The sequence below is a fragment of the Tannerella serpentiformis genome, from assembly GCF_003033925.1.
Classification (GTDB): domain Bacteria; phylum Bacteroidota; class Bacteroidia; order Bacteroidales; family Tannerellaceae; genus Tannerella; species Tannerella serpentiformis.
The window spans coordinates 1,391,693-1,408,668 of sequence record NZ_CP028365.1 but is presented as its reverse complement, the minus strand read 5'-3'; the positions used below and the strand labels follow the sequence as shown (position 1 = coordinate 1,408,668).

The window sequence follows — 16,976 nt, the reverse complement described above, 5'->3', positions numbered from 1 at the left end:
AGAACTTTCATACATGATGCGCCCACGTACATTATCACTATATCGTCTTGCCGTTATTATAGGCTGTATTACGCTTGCCAGTAGCCCCGTGCTCGTCGAACGCATGGAGGCTGGCAAAACAGAAGTTCGAAATTTGGATGCTTGTGAAGAGTATATCCAGGCTTATCATCAGGCTGCTATCCATCAGCAGACCAGACATCGTATACCTGCCAGTATTACCTTGGCACAGGGTATCCTTGAATCGAGCGCAGGGAAAAGTTACCTGGCGATTCAGGGTAACAACCACTTCGGTATCAAATGCGGAAACTGGACGGGTGACTATCTCTATAAACAAGATGGATGATGGTCGCTTGGAACGCTTTCGTAAGTACACCTCCGTAGAACAATCCTACGAAGATCACTCGCACTTCATCGCTGACAGAGCGCACTACAAGTCGCTCTTTGAGCTCAAGCCAACAGACTATGTGGGTTGGGCGCATGGATTGAAACGATGTGGTTACGCCTCCGATCCCAAGTATGCCAGTAAGCTGATCGAGCTGATTGAGCGTTACGAGCTGCACGCCTATGACCTGGCCAGTGCCTCGTCCTCCGAACCCATCGCCTCGAGACCCGCAAGGAGCGTCTCCACACCATCGGCACCGGCCAAGCGTCCCGCCACCTCACCCGAGGTAAAGCCGGAGCGCAAGAAACCTGCGGAAACTAAACCCGCTGCCGCCACGCAACGTGAGCCGGGAACGAAGCCCACAGCCCACGGTATCAAGGTGCCCAAGAAATCGAAACCGGAAGCGGCCGCACCCAAAGCTCAAAAAGAGCCAGCTGCCCAACCTGCTCCGGCGAAACCTGCACCGAAAAAGGAAGCTGCTCCAGCTGCTAAACCAGCCCCTGCTCCCAAAGCAGATGCTCCTAAGCCTGCCGCGAAACCCGCAGCCGATCCGAAAGCTGCGGCCGCCAAGAAGCCAGCTCCGGCTGACGCTAAGAAACCGGCTCCTACCCCCAAAGCAGATGCTCCCAAGCCTGCTGCGAAACCCGTCGCCGATCCGAAAGCTGCGGCTGCCAAGAAGCCAGCTCCGGCTGACACTAAGAAACCGGCTTCTGCCCCGAAAGCGTGGACTCCCAAGCCTACTGCGAAACCAGCTGCCGATCCGAAAGCCGCTGCTGCGAAAAAGCCAGCTCCGGCTGACACTAAGAAACCGGCCTCTGCCCCGAAAGCGTGGACTCCCAAGCCTACTGCGAAACCCGCAGCCGATCCGAAGGCCGCTGCTGCTGTAAAAAAGCCTGCGACTGCCGTCAAGAAGTCAGCCATAGCCAGCGCCAAGAAACCGGTGGCGACGAAGAAAGCCGTCTCCCCACCCGCCGCGAAGAAGCCTGCCCCGACACCGAAGAAACAGTCAGGTAAGCTCGTGGCATCGTCGGAGAAGTCTAAAGCGACTCCAACGAAAAAGGTCACTCCTAAAGATCAGCGCGCGCCGCAGGCAAAGAAGCCTGCGGCTTCTGTCGTTAATAAGGCGAAGACTCCCGCTGCTAAGCCGGCCGCCAAACCGACTGCCGCTAAGCCCGCCGCTAAACCGGCCACAAAGTCTGCTGCCAAACCAGCAGCCAAAGCCACTGCCGCAAAGCCGACGGCTAAGCCTGCAGCCAAGACGGCTCTCGTCAAGAAGACTACCCCTCAGGCTTCTCAGAAAAAAGAACCCAAAACACCGCAGAAAACGTCTACCCTCAGAAGACAAAACAATAATGAGCGACCAACGGTACACACGGCGCGGCGTCAGCGCTTCGAAAGAAGACGTGCATAACGCCATCCGACGCATCGACAAGGGCCTTTTCCCGAAGGCCTTTTGCAAAATCATCCCTGACATACTGGGTGCTGATCCTGCTTACTGCAACATCATGCACGCTGATGGCGCCGGCACTAAGTCGGCGCTTTCTTATCTATACTGGCGCGAAACGGGCGACCTCAGCGTCTGGAAGGGCATTGCACAGGACGCGCTGATCATGAACATCGACGACCTGCTTTGCGTCGGCGCCACGGACAACATCCTTGTCTCAAGCACCATCGGGCGTAACAAACTGTTGATCCCCGGCGAGGTGATCTCAGCCATCATCAACGGCACAGACGAGCTGCTGTCCGAGCTGCGTGAGATGGGCATCGGCGTTTACGCCACGGGCGGTGAGACGGCCGACGTGGGCGATTTGGTACGCACGATCATTGTCGATAGCACCGTCACCTGCCGCATGCGCCGCGCCGATGTGATCGACAATGCGCGTATCCGCCCTGGCGACGTCATCGTCGGATTGGCCTCTTTCGGTCAAGCCTCCTATGAGCATGCCTACAACGGCGGCATGGGCAGCAACGGACTCACCAGCGCGCGCCATGATGTCTTCGCCCACTACTTGGCCGAGAAATACCCCGAGAGTTTTGACGCCGCCGTTCCTGACGATCTCGTTTACGCCGGTGGTCTCCGCCTCACGGACGCCATCGAAGGCCTCAACGTAGATGCCGGCCGCCTCGTCCTCTCTCCCACGCGCACCTACGCTCCCGTCGTCAAGGCCCTGCTCGACGCCATGCGCCCCGAGATCCACGGCATGGTGCACTGCTCTGGCGGTGCGCAGACGAAGATCCTCCACTTCATCGGCGACGACATGCGCGTCGTCAAAGACAACCTCTTCCCCCTACCGCCCCTCTTCCGCATCATCCGCGAGCAGAGCGGCACAGACTGGGCTGAGATGTACAAAGTCTTCAACATGGGCCACCGCATGGAGGTCTACTTAGACGCCCAGCGAGCAGAAGAAGTCATCGCCCTCAGTCGATCGTTCGGCATCGACGCCCGCATTGTGGGTCGCGTAGAGTCTGCTGAGCGAAAGGAATTGATCATCCGCAGTGAGTTTGGGGAGTTCCGGTATTGAAAGTGTTTGCAACACCGTTGCAAGTCCCGCGAAAAACTTTTTGACGTTTGCAACACCGTTGCAAGTCTCACGAAAAACTTTCTGGCGTTTGCAACACTGTTGCAAGTCCCGCGAAAAACTTTCTGGCGTTTGCAACACCGTTGCAAGTCCCGCGAAAAACTTTCTGGCGTTTGCAACACCGTTGCAAGTCTCACGAAAAACTTTCTGGCGTTTGCAACACTGTTGCAAGTCTCACGAAAAACTTTCTGGCGTTTGCAACACTGTTGCAACCACTTCCGGAAGATGGAAGAGGTAGAAATCAGAAGAAAGATGGACCTTTGGACCAGTTTATCAACATAGATATCAAACAATAGAAATAAGAATATGAGTAAACTGAACGTGATTATCCATACAGATAATCCACATGATCATCAAAAGGTAAGGAAGGGCAAGTTGGATTGTGTGATGACCGTGCTTTCGCGTCGCTTTTGCGAAATAGCCGACCTCTCCAAAATCGAAGAAATGAATCGCCCCTGTCTCTATTTGCTCGTGGATGAGGGAAGAAAAGCCTATATCGGGCAGACAGGTCATTTTAGAGACCGTGGAAAAACTCATGTAAGGAATAAGGAATGGTGGACGCGGGCATACGTCTTTGTTTCGGGTTCCAACCAATACGACCAAGCCAGCATTACATATTTAGAGTATCTGGCTATTCGCGAAGGATTGGCAACCGGGGCGTATGACTTGTCGGAAAACGGGCAAAGGCCGACGAAACCGATTTTGCAAGAGGGGGATAGCTCTGAGTACGACAAAATATTTGAGGAGATCAAGTTTTTTCTCGAATACGAGCGATGCTTTGTCTTTACAAAGATGAGCGCGCAAGCAGATGCTTCTTTGCAGGAAGAGATAACGTTTTCAATAGAGTCTACTGCTTCGAAATCAGTTACCGAAGCGGTTTCATCAGAGCCTATCGAACCGAAGCCGGCTGCTAAAACATTTTCAATAGAGGCTGTTGTACCGCGGTCAACCGATAAAACCGTTTTGCCTGCTCCCGTTACGCCGCAACCGGTCGTCAAAACGTTTTCACTAGACACCAGCGTGTCGCGGCCGGTTGCCAATCAGCCCCCATTGTTCTTCTTAAAACATACCAAGCAAACTTGTGTGGCACGAGGCTATCCGCTGAATGACGGGACGAAGTCTTTCGTCGTACTGAAAGGATCAGAGATCTCAGTAAAAGAGAGCAACACTAAAGGCGGCAGTGCACGAGTCGAGATGTTGAAGCATTGCACGCTGTGCGGTGATGAGAAATATGTACTCAATGAGGATCTTGTATTCAAAACTCCGAGCGGAGCCTCCGGCGCCTGCTTGGGGCAAAGCAGCAACGGCTATGATGTATGGAAAACTGAAGCAGGTGTGACGCTCAAATCGTATTTGGAAAACCTTCAACAAACAGACGCTTAAATGAACGCTAACCCCATCCTTCAAAAGCTCGACGGCCTTACGGCTCGTTTCGAGGAAGTGTCTACGCTGATCACTGACCCCGAGGTCATCGCTGATCGCAACCGCTTCGTGCGGCTGACCAAAGAATACAAAGGCCTCGAGGAATTGCTGTCCGCAAAACGCGACTACGAACAACTGTTGGCCAACCTCGACGAGGCGCGAAGCATCGTCATGAACGACGACGATCCAGACCTCAAGGAGATGGCCCGCGAAGAGATCGCGGCCGGTGAGGAGCGTCTGCCCGCTCTGGAAGAGCAGATCAAGCTCATGCTCGTTCCCGCCGATCCGGAGGACGCTAAGAACGCCATCGTCGAGATTCGCGGCGGCACGGGCGGCGACGAGGCCGCACTCTTTGCCGGCGACCTCTATCGGATGTACGCCAAATACTGCGAGGTAAAGGGCTGGGGGGTGGCCGTGTCGAGCGTCAGCGAGGGTACCTCGGGCGGATTTAAGGAGATCATCTTCACCGTCACGGGCGACAACGTGTACGGCACGCTCAAATACGAGTCGGGCGTGCACCGCGTGCAGCGTGTGCCGCAGACCGAGACGCAGGGACGCGTCCACACGTCGGCGGCTACCGTGGCCGTTTTGCCCGAGGCCGACGAGTTCGACGTAGAGATCAACGAGGGCGAGATCCGTTGGGACACCTTCCGCAGCAGTGGCGCGGGCGGACAGAACGTGAACAAGGTGGAGTCGGGCGTCAGGCTGAACTATACGTGGCGCAACCCCGTCACGGGCGAGTCGGAAGAGATCCGCATCGAGTGTACCGAGACGCGCGACCAGCCGAAGAACAAGGAGCGCGCTCTCTCGCGCCTCCGCTCCTTCATCTACGACCGCGAGCACAGCAAATACATGGACGACATTGCGTCGCGCCGCAAGACCATGGTCTCCACCGGCGACCGTTCGGCCAAGATCCGCACCTATAACTTTCCCCAAGGTCGCATCACTGACCACCGCATCAATTACACCATCTATAACCTCCCCGCCTTCATGAACGGCGACATTCAGGACTGTATCGACCGCCTCACGATCGCCGAAAATGCTGAACGCATCAAGGAGAGCGAGCTGTGATAGCTAAAAACGAAAAGGGAAAAACGAAAAACGACGAGTACCCGGCCGAGCTTCCCCGGCCTCGGCAAAGGCCTTGACTTTCTTTTCGTCTCCTTTTCTTGTGTCAAGACAAGAAAAGGAGAAATGAAGGGATCTTCTTTTCTTCTCTTAATGGAAGAAAAGAAGCAAAAGAAGATCAAGGCAGCAGGGCTGCCGGCCAATTATGCCGGAGCCCCGAAAGACTATCTCCCGAGAAAATTCAAAATGACATAGCCACATGAATAAGAACGAACTCATCCAGAATATCCGCCGCAAGAAATCCTTCCTCTGCGTCGGGCTTGACACGGATCTGAAGAAGATCCCGCCGCATTTGTTGAATGACGACGACCCGATCTTCGCTTTCAACCGCGCCATCATCGACGCCACGGCCGAATACACCATCGCGTATAAACCCAACCTCGCCTTCTACGAGTGCGCCGGCGCACGCGGCTGGTTGGCCTTCGAGAAGACCGTTCGCTACCTCCGCGAGCATCATCCGGACACGTTCCTCATCGCCGACGCCAAACGCGGCGACATCGGCAACACATCTGCCCTCTACGCCCGCACCTTCTTCGAGGAGACCGACGTGGACGCCCTCACCGTCGCGCCCTACATGGGCGAAGACAGCGTCACGCCTTTCCTCGGTTACGACGGTAAGTGGGTCGTGCTGCTCGCCCTGACGTCGAATAAAGGCTCGGCGGACTTCCAGCTCACAGCTTCGGCCGACGGCGAACGCCTCTTTGAGCGCGTCCTCAGGCAGTCGCAAGAGTGGGCCGACGACGAGCGGATGATGTACGTCGTCGGAGCCACGCAGGGACGCATGTTTGAGGACATCCGTCGCATCGTCCCGCGGCACTTCCTGCTTGTGCCCGGCGTTGGCGCACAAGGGGGATCGCTCGACGAGGTCTGTCGCTATGGTATGAATGCGGACTGCGGACTGATCGTCAACTCCTCGCGCGCCATCCTCTATGCCGACCGCACCGAGGCCTTCGCCGCGGCTGCCGCTCGCGAAGCTCGCGCCGTACAGCAGCAAATGGCAGCCTACCTGTGAGATACAGGTCAATGGTAATCATGACCCAACGGCAACAGGTATCCGGCTAAGTTGGCCGGCGTACTTGGCCGAACTTCCTAGCCCCGGCTGGGGCCTTTTCTTTCATCAAGGGAAGAGAAGAAGATTTCATCAAGGAGAACGAAAACGAAAAGTCCTGCCGAAAGGGGAGCAAAAGGCTCTCTGCGGGCAGGACTTTTTTCTGGGTGTGATACGCCATTTTCTCAGCCAATGGAGCCATTCGATGATATGAAAGTGATCTACAATCGCCTCGTGCCCTTTCGCGGCTTCACGGCCATCAATCTGATGGGCGTCGTGTTCGCGAGGGTGGAATATCGGCCACTCTCGACGGCCATCCTTAGGCACGAGGCCATCCACACGGCGCAGATGAAGGAGACAGCCTTCCTTGGCTTCTACCTGATCTATATCTCGGAATGGCTGTGGGGACTGTTGCGCAGGCAGAGCTCCCTCGCGGCCTATCGGGCTATCCGCTTCGAACGCGAGGCCTACCGCTACATGGCTGATCCGAGCTACCTCACCCGGCGGCACCCCTATGCGTGGGCTTCAATGAGCTAATGATGATGATCAGGGGATAGCCTCTCGGTCATCGTGCAAGCCACCTTGCACAACGGCTGCAAGCCTGCTTAAGAGCGTCTCTTAAGTCTGCGTTGTGAGAGACGCAACAAAAAGGGTCCGCACATGCATACGCTCCCATCCTGTAGCCATCCGTTTTTAGCTTTTCGTTTTTAGATGATCTGTTGATCCGTTGATCAATGCGCCTCGAGCCAGTTGCGGCCCGTGCCACAGTCGACGGTCAGTGGGACACTGAGCTTGGCGGCGCCTTCCATCTCTTCGCGGACAATCTGACGGACAACATCCAGCTCCTCCTTCCGGACGTTGAAGTTGAGTTCGTCGTGCACTTGTAGGATCATGCGGCTGCGGAGGTGCTCTTGGCGGAAACGGTGCCGGATGCCGATCATGGCGATCTTAATGATGTCTGCGGCTGTGCCCTGTATCGGGGCATTGATGGCGCCCCGCTCGGCGTAACCGCGGACGACGGCGTTGCGTGACCGGATGTCGGGCAGGAACATCCGGCGGCCGAAGAGCGTCTCCACGTAACCTTGCTCCGTGGCCGTTTGGATCGATGCGTCCATGTAGGCTTTGATGCGGGGGTAGGAGGCGAAGTAGCCGTCGATCAGCTCGCGGGCTTCGGCGCGGGGGATGGCGAGGCGCTCGGCCAGGCCAAAGGCGGAGATGCCGTAGATGATGCCAAAGTTGGCCGTCTTGGCGCGGCGGCGCATGTCGGAGGTGACCTCCTCGGGGGCGACGCCGAAGATCTTGGCGGCCGTGGCGGCGTGGATGTCGGTGCCGTGGCGGAAGGCGTCGGTCATGTGTTCGTCGCCGCTGAAGTGGGCCATGATGCGCAGCTCGATCTGCGAATAGTCGGCCGAAAAGAAGACGGATTCGGCGTCGTCGGCGGTGAAGGCTTTGCGGATCTCGCGGCCCAGTTCCTCGCGCACGGGGATGTTTTGCAGGTTAGGGTTTGACGAGCTCAATCGGCCGGTCGAGGTCACCGTCTGGTTGAACGAGGTGTGGATCTTACCCGTTGCCGGGTCTACGCGCTCGGGCAGGGCGTCGATGTAGGTGCTGAGCAGCTTCTTCACCCGCCGGTAGTCGAGCAACTTGTCCACGATTGGGTGTTTGCTGCGCAACTTCTCGAGCACCTCTTCGCCCGTGCTGTAGAGGCCTGTCTTTGTCTTTTTCACCTTCTCCTCCAGCCGTAAATGCTCAAAGAGCACCGTGCCGACCTGCCGCGACGAGTTGATGTTGAACTCCATGCCGGCCAACGTGTGGATCTCGTCCTCCAAGTTGCGGAGGGTCGTGTTTAGCTCGTCGGACGACTGCCGGAGCGCCTCCGTGTCAAGCGTGACGCCGGCCTCTTCCATCTCTGCAAGGACGGGCACGAGGGGCATCTCAATGTCGTGAAAGAGTTGCTCCACGCCGTGTTCCGCGAGCAGTGGGCGGAAATGCTCCATCAATTGCCACGTCACGTCGGCGTCCTCCGCGGCGTATTCGCAGACATCCTTGACGGGCACCTCGCGCATCGAGCGTTGCCCCTTGCCACGCGGCCCGATGAGCGACTCGATGGCGATGGGGCGATAGCGGAGGTAAGTCTCGGAGAGGTAATCCATGTTGTGACGCAGTTCGGGGTGGAGCAGGTAGTGGGCGATCATCGTGTCGAAGAGTGGGCCGTCGACTCGGATGCCGTATTTGATCAGCACCATGAGGTCGAACTTGATGTTCTGCCCCACCTTCCGGATCGCGGCGTTCTGAAGTGGCACGGCGAAGGGAGCGACCGTGGTGCGCGCCTCCTCCTCGTCGGCTGGCACGGGCACATACCACGCTTCGTGGGCACGGACAGCAAACGACATGCCGACTAACCGCGTGTGGAGTGCGTCGACGCCCTCCGTTTCCGTGTCGAAGGCGAAGGCTTCAGCGTGGTTCAACCGTTCGGCGAGGGCGCAACGCTCTTCGTCGGTATCGACCAGATGATACGTGTGCGGCGTCGTGGTGGCGTCGGTCGTATCGGCATCGTCGGGCGATGGCGGTGGGGCCGTCGGTTCGTTGGCGAAGAGCGAAAGCTGTTGACCCGGTGCGGGAGTATCGGTCGGCTCCGCGTCGAGCTTCGTGAGGAAGCTGCGGAACTCGAGTTCTGTGTAGAGCTCACGAAGGGCGTCGCGGTCGGGTTCGCTGATGGCACACGCGGCGGCGTCGAACCGAATAGGTGCGTCAGTGACGATCGTAGCGAGGAACTTAGAGAAGCGGATCTGCTCGGCGTGCGTCTCGATCTTCGTGCGGAGTGCGCCCTTGAGTTGGTCGGTAGACTCGAGCAGCCGTTCGATGCTGCCAAACTCGGTGAGCAGTTTCTGCGCCGTCTTCTCGCCGACACCTGGGCAGCCGGGGATATTGTCCGACGCGTCGCCCATCAGCCCGAGCAGGTCGATCACCTGGCTGACGGATGTTAGGCCATACTTAGCCAACACCTCGGCCGTCCCCATCGTCTCGTAATCGCCGCCGTGTCGCGGTCGAAACTGGAAGATGCGGTCGGTGACGAGTTGCCCGTAATCCTTGTCGGGCGTCATCATATAGACATCGAACTGCTCTTGCGCAGCCTGCGTGGCAATGGTGCCGATCACGTCGTCGGCCTCGTAGCGCGCGACCTCGAGTAGGGGGATGTGCCTGGCCGCGATGAATCGGCGGATGTAGGGTTCGGATGCGTGGATGTCCTCAGGCGTCTTCTCGCGTTGCGCCTTGTATTCAGGAAAGGCCTCGTGGCGGAAGGTGGGCCCGGCGGGGTCGAAAGCGATGGCGGCGTGGGTGGGCGTGAGTCGTCGGAGGGCATCGTCAAGCGAGTTGATGAAGCCGAAGATGGCCGAGGTGTTCATGCCCTTCGAGTTGACGCGAGGATTGCGTATGAAGGCGTAGTAGGAACGGTAGATCAGTGCGTAAGCATCGATGAGGAGGAGCTTCATTTGGGATGTATGAGTTTGGATTTGCGGGCGTAAAAGTAAGAGTAGATCCGGCGGGGGCCCCTGCCGGGGCAGGGAAGTTTGGCCGGGTACATGTGAGCATGCCCCCAACGAATCCCCTTTCGGCAGAAGGGGGCGATTGTAACGGCGGATGGGGCCAGGATGAAAGGATAATTCCCACCTCTATCTACTTTTGCCCGGCATTAAAATACACCCAGAACATGATCAATAAACGAGATATAGAGCGGCCGGTGGAAGAGGCGCTTGAGCAGTTTCTGAGCGAATACACCGAGGCGCTACACAGCGACGTGCGCACGATCCGTGCAGCCATTGAGGCCGTATACCACTCCGGCGGCAAGCATGTCCGCCCACTGCTGCTGCTGCTCACGGCCGCGGCTGCGGGCGGCGTCCGACCTGATTCGGTGCACTCGGCCGTCTTCATCGAACTGCTACACATGGCCTCGCTGATCCACGACGACGTGGTGGACGATACGCGTCAACGACGTGGACAACCCTCCATAAACGCTGTCTTCGACAATCGCATCGCCGTCTTGGTGGGCGACTTTGTGTTGTCCGAGGCACTGATCCGTGCCGCCCGAACGGGGAGTGCGCTGATCGTCTCCATCATCTCCACCCTCAGCCGACAGATGGCCGCGGGCGAGATCAAGCAGCTGGAGAACGCGCGCGAACAGCTCCTTACGGAAGAGGATTACTTCTCCGCGGTGGAGAAGAAGACGGCCATGCTGCTGGCGGTCTGTGCCGAGATCGGGGCGGTCACGGCAGGTGCGGACGCAGAGGTGCAGGCGCACTGCCGCGAGTACGGCCGGCTACTTGGCTACAGTTTCCAGATCCGCGACGACCTTTTCGACTACTTCGACATGCCTTCTACGGGTAAGCCAGGCGGGAACGACATCCGTGAGGGCAAGGTGACGCTGCCGCTGCTCTACGCGCTCTCTACGACGGCCGAGGCCGTGAAGGCGCCCTTCTTGCGTATGATCCGTGAGCAGTGCTTTACGCCGGAGAACGTGGCGGCGCTGATCCGTTTCGCCAAGGAGCACGGCGGTATAGCCTATGCCGAGCAGCGCATGAATGAGTATCGCGACCGTGCCAAGGACGAGATCCGCTATCTACCCGACGGCCCGGCGCGAGAGAGTCTGCTGGCGTTGGCCGACTATATCGTGGGGCGTAACGTATAAGAGACGCAAGGGTTACAAACGAAACGTCCTGCCGGCGGAGGGGAAATCCCCTGTCGGCAGGACGTCTTGTTTTCATCTCGCACACATTTCCACCCGGAAACGTGCCTCAATCCGGAATTCCGCCCCGTTTCTTCTGGAGGAATATGCCGTAATCGGGAATTCCGCTGTGTTTCTTCTTAGCAACACGCCCAAATCGGGAATTCCGGCCTGTTTCTTCCGAGCAACACGCTGTAATCCGACGTGAGTTCGACAAAAGAATGTGATTCCCTTATTCATAGATAATGTCTCTGATAGCATGTTGTAACGGCCAAAGTGCCTTTGGAAATGCTTGCAACAGTCTTGTGAGCGCCAAAATGGAGAAAAGCGCTCTTGCGGGACTCCCGCAAACGTCCTGGCATTTGCCGCGAGACTTGCGGGAGTACCCGCAAACGCCAAAGCAAACGCCGCGAGACTTGCGGGAGTACCCGCAAACGCCAAAGCAAACGCCGCGAGACTTGCGGGAGTACCCGCAAACGCCAAAGCAAACGCCGCGAGACTTGCGGGAGCACCCGCAAACGCCAAAGCAAACGCCGCGAGACTTGCGGGAGTACCCGCAAACGCCAAAGCAAACGCCACGAGACTTGCGGGAGTACCGCAAACGCCAAAAAGTTCTCCGAAGCATTTGTCGCAGTGTTGTAGGCATTTCCAAAAACGTTTTGGCCAGGCTTCCGTAGAAACTCTCTGCTGGTTTTATTCTTACACCGAACTCACGTTAATCCGGAATTACGGGGCTGTTTCCAGGCGGAAACGGGGCTCAATCGGGAATGGCGGGGCTGTTCTCTGTCCGCTTATTCCTCGCTCCAGCGCGGTTGGCCTTCGTAGCTGCTGACGATGCTGAAGCGGGCAGGGCTGCCGGGCTTGAAACGGAAGAGGGCGGGGCCGCTGAGGAGGACGAGATCGTAGGTCTGGCCGCCGTCGTGGGTGGTGAGGCGGAAGGTGCCGCTTGCGGTCGAGGGAGTGGTCTTTTCGACAATGTCTGGATTGTCGTCGCCACTTCCAAAGGCGGTGTGCGAGCGCATGAGGTAGCGGAACTCGTACTGTCCGGACTTGGCGTCGGCCTTCGTCTGGAAGACTTGCCCAGCGTAGTACGCGATCGTGCCGCCCTCGCGCGATCCGTCGATGAACATCAACCTCCAATCGGGGTAAATGCGCAGTTCATACTCCTCGCCGTCGACATCGTGGAAGAGTGAGCGGTAAGGCTTGGGCAGGAGGTTGGGGCGGAGCGCGTGTTTGCCGCCCGACTTGTCGATGGCTTGGATCGCGTCGCCCTCTTGGCGGAAGCCGGTGATGTCCTTCAGGTCGGGCAGGCGGCCGCTGGAGATGAAGTCCGCGCCGCTGTTCGGATTGAAGCCGCTGATGCTGGCCGGACAGAAGGCTTCCACGCCGCCGTCGTCCATGAGCAGGCAGAGGAAGAACAACTTGTCACGGCCGATCTCGCCCGCGAAGAGTCCGACGCAGCGACCCGTGATGCCCTCCAGCACATAGGTGCGATTCTCCACGGCGCCGAAGGGCTTCTGCACGTCGAGGAAGACGCGCCCCTGAGCGATGCGGGCCGTGATGGGATCTTCGGAGCACTCGACGGACTGCGGCAGGCGGCTCGTGGGCAGCGGCTGCGTGATGTCGAGCACGGAGCCTTCGCCCTGGTTGACGATGCCGGGCGTGACGAGTGAGCCGTCGTCGGTGGAGAGCTGCGGGCGATAGATGATCTGTCGGCCGTTGTTGTCCACGATGATAATTTCAAGGTTCATCATGCCGCCACTGCTTTGACAGCGGACGAAGAAGGGCGTGCCCGACTCGCTCTTGTAGAGGATCAGGCCGTAGACGTCGGCGTCGGGGTCGATGAGGCGTTCGACGGGCAGGTCGTTGACGGCTACGGAGGCGTTTGGATCGCGGGGGATGACGAGGTAGAGCTCATTGTCGGTGGCGCTCTCTTCGCCTTCTTCGTCCTTGCGGCTGATGCAGCTGATGTCGTCGGGCAGGCCGTAGCGTTGCTTCAGATCGGCGAAGGTGGGTGTCTGTTTGAAGTCTTCAAACGAGGTGCCGTAGCCGACGAAGGCGACGGCCACGATGTCGGTTTCTCCCCAAGGGAGTTCAGAGGCGTCCGCCGCTGCGGCACCTTGGGCGTTGCTGCGGTTGCAGCCGGTGGCGGTGAGGGCGAGTAGCCCGAGTAGGAGCGTAAAGAGGGAGGTTTTCATATCAGTGATGTGTGAGGGGGTTAGTCGGTTACGAGACTGGGGGCAGGGATATCGTTGCTGCGGACGGGGCTGTAGCGTGCGGGGGAGCCCTTCTCGGTGGCGAAGGGAAGAGGGCCGCTGAGGACGACGAGGTCGTAGCTGCGGCTTCCGTCTTTGTAGGTGAGGCGGAAGGATCCGCGCTCAGTGGCGGGCTGGGGACGGGCGTTTTCGTACGCTTCCTCGTCGCCTACGGGCGGGTAGTCGAAGCGGGTGAGCATGGTGTAGCTGTACTCGTAGACGTCGTTTTCGTAATCCATTTTGATCGGGCGGAGGCGGCCGGTGTAGGTGTGGACGAGTTCGCTTTCGGCGATGCCGAGGGTGAACAGGAAGGTCCAATCGGGATAGATGACGAGTTGTTGTTCCAGGACGACGCCGGTGCCGCCGGAGGAGTAGCTGTAAAGCGCGGAGAAGGGTCGGATGCAGGGCTCGATCTCGTGCTCGTGGCCTTCACGATCGATGGCGAAGATGGTACCGTAATCGGCAAAGCCATACTCGTTCATGACGGGGCCTTCGCGGAAGCGCGTGATGTCCTTCAGGCCGGGCAAGCGGCCGGAGGAGGTGAAGCAGAGTGTACGCCCGTAGGCCTCGTGGCCGAGGCTGTGGTAGGAGAGGAGCTCCACGCCGCCGTCGTCCATGAGCATGCAGAGGAATGGGTTGGTGTCTTGGCCGATGTCGCCGGCGAAGAGCCCGACGCAGCGGCCCGTGAGGCCTTCGACGAATTGGGTGCGCTCGGGCCAACCTAGCTCGTCTGTTTTGGCGATGAGGCGGACGCGTCCGTCTACGATCTCGGCGCGGACAGGGTCTTCCGGCCGGTCGACGGATTGAGCGATTTTCGGCGAGGCGCTGGCCGTTTCCTGCGCGTTGGCCGACTTCCGCGTACAAGCAGGGGCGACAGTGAGTAGCCCGATCAATAAGGCAATACAGGGGCGAAGCGCATTCGCCCCAAAGAGATTCGTTTTCATATCGGTTTCAATTATCTATGATGAAGCGGGATCAGTATCCGCAATCGCTGTCCTAATCGGCCAAGAGGTAGCGCGATTCTATCCAGCCGATGTAGTTGGTGGTGGCCATTTGTACCTTGACCCAGCCGTGGCGGGCTTCCAGGAGGTGAAATGCGAGCGCCACCTCGACGCTGTTTCGCATGTCCTCCACCGCATAGAGGCGGCGCGAGGCGAGTGTGGGCTCGGCGTAGAGGTGGAGCATCAGGTCGAAGGGCCCGTCTTTGTCGGCGATGTCGACGAAGAGCGCCCTGCGGGGCACCCAAGCGCGGCGGAAGCCGGTGGCGTAGTCGCGGCCTTGCCGGAGGCTACGGGTCAGATCTACCGGGTATCGATCGCCCGGCTGTATGTAGGCGATCTCGGCCCAGTCGCCGCGGACGCAGGTGAGCATGATGAAGTACTCCTGCTGCTCCGCGGGGGTCAGGCGACGGGTGATGATGCCGTTCGGGGCGTCGTAGAGCGGGGCGTCCTTCATGGCCGAGAGGTCGGGCATGTTGGGCGTCTGATAGAAATATGCTCGGGCAAAGAGAGCCACCTCGTTGCTTTTCGTGGGCTTCCGATATCGCTCGGCGGCGCCGTCGAAGATGAAGGCATCGCTTCCGTTCCAGCGGAGGGTAAGGGTGTCGGAGGGGTTATCCCAGATGGGCTTTATGTGGATGTCTTTGCCTTGGCGGGGCAGGTGGGCGTTCAGCATGGCGGTGTTGTCGTAGAAGTCCTTGATGGGGGGCTCGGGGAGGGGCGTCATGAGGCGGGTCTGGGGGTTGTAATCGTAGAAGAGGAGACAGCCGATGCCCCGGTCGCCCCAAGTGAGTCCTACGAGCCGATGGCCGTTGGCGGTGTGCCAATAGCATATCTCTAACGAGATGGTGCAGTCCGCACCGCAGTTGAAGGGGGTATCGACGGAGAGGTAGCCGTGGGGCACGTCGATGAGATAGCGGAACATGCCGTCGTCGGGCTCCGGATGGAGACCGTCGAGCCGGGCGAGGATGGCGCGGCTGAAGGAGCTGCTGTATCGCTTCTGCTTCAGGAAGGCGCGGGCGAAGTCGGCAATCGTCGGCCCTTTGCTTGTGGAAGCGTGCACGGGGAGCGCCGGTGCGTGAGCCCAGCCTTCGATGCTTAAGGAGCGCATGATCTCCATCTCGTCGGCGTATTCGTCGTATTTGGCGTCGTCGTCTTGCGCGTGGGGGGCGGGGACGAGGAGAGTGAGTCCTAACAGGAGGAGAAAGAGAGGTTTCATAATGATCCATTGTGAATTGTCGATGATTATCCGGGTATCCGCGAAAAGAAGGGTATGCGGCCGAGTCAGCAGTCTACGCCCTCGGAGCCGCAGAGGATACGGGCCTCGATCCAGCCGGTGATGCCTAAATGGGTGGTGCGGATTTTGACCCAGCCTTTGCGGATTTCGAGGACTTTCCACCAGATATCGGAACTATTGTCCTGAGCTTCGTTGAAGGTGGCGACGCGGTGTGAGGCGCGGGTGGGCTCGGCGTAGATGTAGTTGGTGTAGACGGGGCCGGCGGGGAGGACGTAGAGGGAGGTGCAGCGTACCCAAGCGCTACCCTCGGATGAGCCTGCTCCCAGCAAGTTATTACCGTAGTCGACGTAAGCCCAGCCATTTTCTGCGCGCTTGACCCGCAAGTCGTAATCGAGTTCTTTGTCGGTAAGATGACGGATGACTTTGCCGTCGGGGGCGTCGTAGAGGTCGACGGGTTCGCCGCCGGTAGTTACCTCGGGTTTGAAGAGTGCGAGGAAGTCGCAGGTGGTGGGTTGGTTGGGCGCGGGCTGTCGGTAGCGCTCAGCGGCGTCGACAAGGGTAAATCCATCACGGCCATTCCAGCGGAGGGTGAGGGAGGCGGGGCCGCCTGCCCACCAGCTTTTCGTGTGGATGTCTTTGCCTTCGCTGGGGAGTTGGACGATGAGTTCCCCGAGGAGCTCGTGGAAATCTTCGAAGGGCGGCTGGGTGAGGGGCGTCATGAGTCCGGTGGCGGGATTGTAGTCGTAGAAGATGAGGATGTAGGTGCCGATGTCGCTGTAGCTGCAGACGGCGACGAGGCGGTGGTCGGTGTCGGTGCGCCAGTAGCATACTTCCAGGATTTGGTTCGGATCTATGCCGCCTTCGCCGAAGGTGTAGCAGGCGCGGAGGTAGCCGTGTGGACGGTCGATGAGGCAGGTGAACCGGTCGCCTTGGGGGAGCTTGGGTTGGCGGCCGTCGATCCGGGCGAGGGTGGCGCTGAAGAGCGGATCCTTCTCTTGGTCGGCGCTGGCAAAGGCGCGTGCGAAGTCGGCGATCGTGGGCTGCTTGCCCGCAGCAGTTTGCACGCGTAAGGGGCGGCGGAAGTAATCGGGAGAGTCGTCGTCTTGCGCGGGTGCGGCGGAGGAGAAGGCGAGTAGGGCGAGGAGTAGGGCTAGTGAGCGCGTCCAAAAGAGATTCGTTTTCATATCTGTTGAGGAGTCGTTAG

At 58.9% G+C, this 16,976-nt stretch carries 13 protein-coding genes; 8 read left to right on the top strand and 5 right to left on the bottom strand.

The window, feature by feature from the left end:
* Positions 1-13: 13 nt before the first annotated feature.
* The 7 genes from C7123_RS13325 to C7123_RS05690 all read left to right on the top strand — a co-directional run bounded on the left by C7123_RS13325 (position 14) and on the right by C7123_RS05690 (position 7,096).
* A complete protein-coding gene (locus C7123_RS13325; RefSeq protein ID WP_244905566.1) occupies positions 14-343 on the top strand; it encodes a glucosaminidase domain-containing protein in 330 nt (109 codons plus the stop codon).
* On the top strand, positions 336-1,793 hold the full coding sequence (locus tag C7123_RS13465; protein ID WP_262509627.1) for a glucosaminidase domain-containing protein: 1,458 nt from the start codon (positions 336-338) through the stop codon (positions 1,791-1,793). The genes C7123_RS13325 and C7123_RS13465 overlap by 8 nt, the downstream gene beginning before the upstream one ends.
* The gene (locus tag C7123_RS05715) at positions 1,735-2,904 is read left to right on the top strand and encodes an AIR synthase related protein (RefSeq protein ID WP_107490610.1); all 1,170 of its coding nucleotides are present in this window, start codon (positions 1,735-1,737) and stop codon (positions 2,902-2,904) included. The genes C7123_RS13465 and C7123_RS05715 overlap by 59 nt, the downstream gene beginning before the upstream one ends.
* Before the next feature lie 363 nt (positions 2,905-3,267).
* On the top strand, positions 3,268-4,344 hold the full coding sequence (locus C7123_RS05710) for a GIY-YIG nuclease family protein (protein WP_069176100.1): 1,077 nt from the start codon (positions 3,268-3,270) through the stop codon (positions 4,342-4,344).
* On the top strand, positions 4,345-5,454 hold the full coding sequence (gene prfA / locus C7123_RS05705) for a peptide chain release factor 1 (protein ID WP_069176099.1): 1,110 nt from the start codon (positions 4,345-4,347) through the stop codon (positions 5,452-5,454).
* A 256-nt stretch (positions 5,455-5,710) separates the two neighbouring features.
* Positions 5,711-6,523, top strand: coding sequence for an orotidine-5'-phosphate decarboxylase (gene pyrF, locus C7123_RS05700; RefSeq protein ID WP_069176098.1), 813 nt, complete (start codon positions 5,711-5,713; stop codon positions 6,521-6,523).
* A gap of 246 nt (positions 6,524-6,769) precedes the next feature.
* Positions 6,770-7,096, top strand: a complete 327-nt coding sequence (locus C7123_RS05690) for a hypothetical protein (RefSeq protein WP_069176440.1) — start codon at positions 6,770-6,772, stop codon at positions 7,094-7,096.
* A 194-nt stretch (positions 7,097-7,290) separates the two neighbouring features.
* Here the strand turns inward: C7123_RS05690 and polA are convergent, their stop codons facing one another.
* Positions 7,291-10,053, bottom strand: a complete 2,763-nt coding sequence (gene polA, locus C7123_RS05685; RefSeq protein WP_069176096.1) for a DNA polymerase I — start codon at positions 10,051-10,053, stop codon at positions 7,291-7,293.
* Positions 10,054-10,271: 218 nt separating this feature from the next.
* Between polA and C7123_RS05680 the strand changes: the two genes are divergently transcribed.
* Positions 10,272-11,246: a polyprenyl synthetase family protein gene (locus C7123_RS05680; protein ID WP_069176095.1), complete on the top strand. Its 975-nt coding sequence runs from the start codon at positions 10,272-10,274 to the stop codon at positions 11,244-11,246.
* Between the two features lie 827 nt (positions 11,247-12,073).
* Here the strand turns inward: C7123_RS05680 and C7123_RS05670 are convergent.
* The 4 genes from C7123_RS05670 to C7123_RS05655 form a co-directional block, all read right to left on the bottom strand.
* On the bottom strand, positions 12,074-13,480 hold the full coding sequence (locus C7123_RS05670; RefSeq protein WP_069176093.1) for a hypothetical protein: 1,407 nt from the start codon (positions 13,478-13,480) through the stop codon (positions 12,074-12,076).
* Positions 13,481-13,500: 20 nt separating this feature from the next.
* Complete coding sequence (locus C7123_RS05665) at positions 13,501-14,481, bottom strand: hypothetical protein (protein WP_069176092.1); 981 nt, start codon at positions 14,479-14,481, stop codon at positions 13,501-13,503.
* Positions 14,482-14,533: 52 nt separating this feature from the next.
* Positions 14,534-15,754 carry a hypothetical protein gene (locus tag C7123_RS05660; RefSeq protein WP_069176091.1) on the bottom strand — a complete coding sequence of 407 codons (1,221 nt, stop codon included), beginning with the start codon at positions 15,752-15,754 and terminating at the stop codon, positions 14,534-14,536.
* A gap of 65 nt (positions 15,755-15,819) precedes the next feature.
* Complete coding sequence (locus tag C7123_RS05655) at positions 15,820-16,956, bottom strand: hypothetical protein (RefSeq protein ID WP_069176090.1); 1,137 nt, start codon at positions 16,954-16,956, stop codon at positions 15,820-15,822.
* Positions 16,957-16,976 lie beyond the last annotated feature (20 nt).

Bases quoted from the DNA above. Each gene is read 5' to 3' on its own strand.
- polA (WP_069176096.1), bottom strand. From the start codon at position 10,053: ATGAAGCTCCTCCTCATCGATGCTTACGCACTGATCTACCGTTCCTAC.
- C7123_RS13465 (WP_262509627.1), top strand. From the start codon at position 336: ATGGATGATGGTCGCTTGGAACGCTTTCGTAAGTACACCTCCGTAGAA.
- C7123_RS05655 (WP_069176090.1), bottom strand. From the start codon at position 16,956: ATGAAAACGAATCTCTTTTGGACGCGCTCACTAGCCCTACTCCTCGCC.
- C7123_RS05710 (WP_069176100.1), top strand. From the start codon at position 3,268: ATGAGTAAACTGAACGTGATTATCCATACAGATAATCCACATGATCAT.
- C7123_RS05690 (WP_069176440.1), top strand. From the start codon at position 6,770: ATGAAAGTGATCTACAATCGCCTCGTGCCCTTTCGCGGCTTCACGGCC.
- C7123_RS05715 (WP_107490610.1), top strand. From the start codon at position 1,735: ATGAGCGACCAACGGTACACACGGCGCGGCGTCAGCGCTTCGAAAGAA.
- C7123_RS13325 (WP_244905566.1), top strand. From the start codon at position 14: ATGATGCGCCCACGTACATTATCACTATATCGTCTTGCCGTTATTATA.
- C7123_RS05665 (WP_069176092.1), bottom strand. From the start codon at position 14,481: ATGAAAACGAATCTCTTTGGGGCGAATGCGCTTCGCCCCTGTATTGCC.
- pyrF (WP_069176098.1), top strand. From the start codon at position 5,711: ATGAATAAGAACGAACTCATCCAGAATATCCGCCGCAAGAAATCCTTC.
- C7123_RS05670 (WP_069176093.1), bottom strand. From the start codon at position 13,480: ATGAAAACCTCCCTCTTTACGCTCCTACTCGGGCTACTCGCCCTCACC.
- prfA (WP_069176099.1), top strand. From the start codon at position 4,345: ATGAACGCTAACCCCATCCTTCAAAAGCTCGACGGCCTTACGGCTCGT.
- C7123_RS05680 (WP_069176095.1), top strand. From the start codon at position 10,272: ATGATCAATAAACGAGATATAGAGCGGCCGGTGGAAGAGGCGCTTGAG.
- C7123_RS05660 (WP_069176091.1), bottom strand. From the start codon at position 15,754: ATGAAACCTCTCTTTCTCCTCCTGTTAGGACTCACTCTCCTCGTCCCC.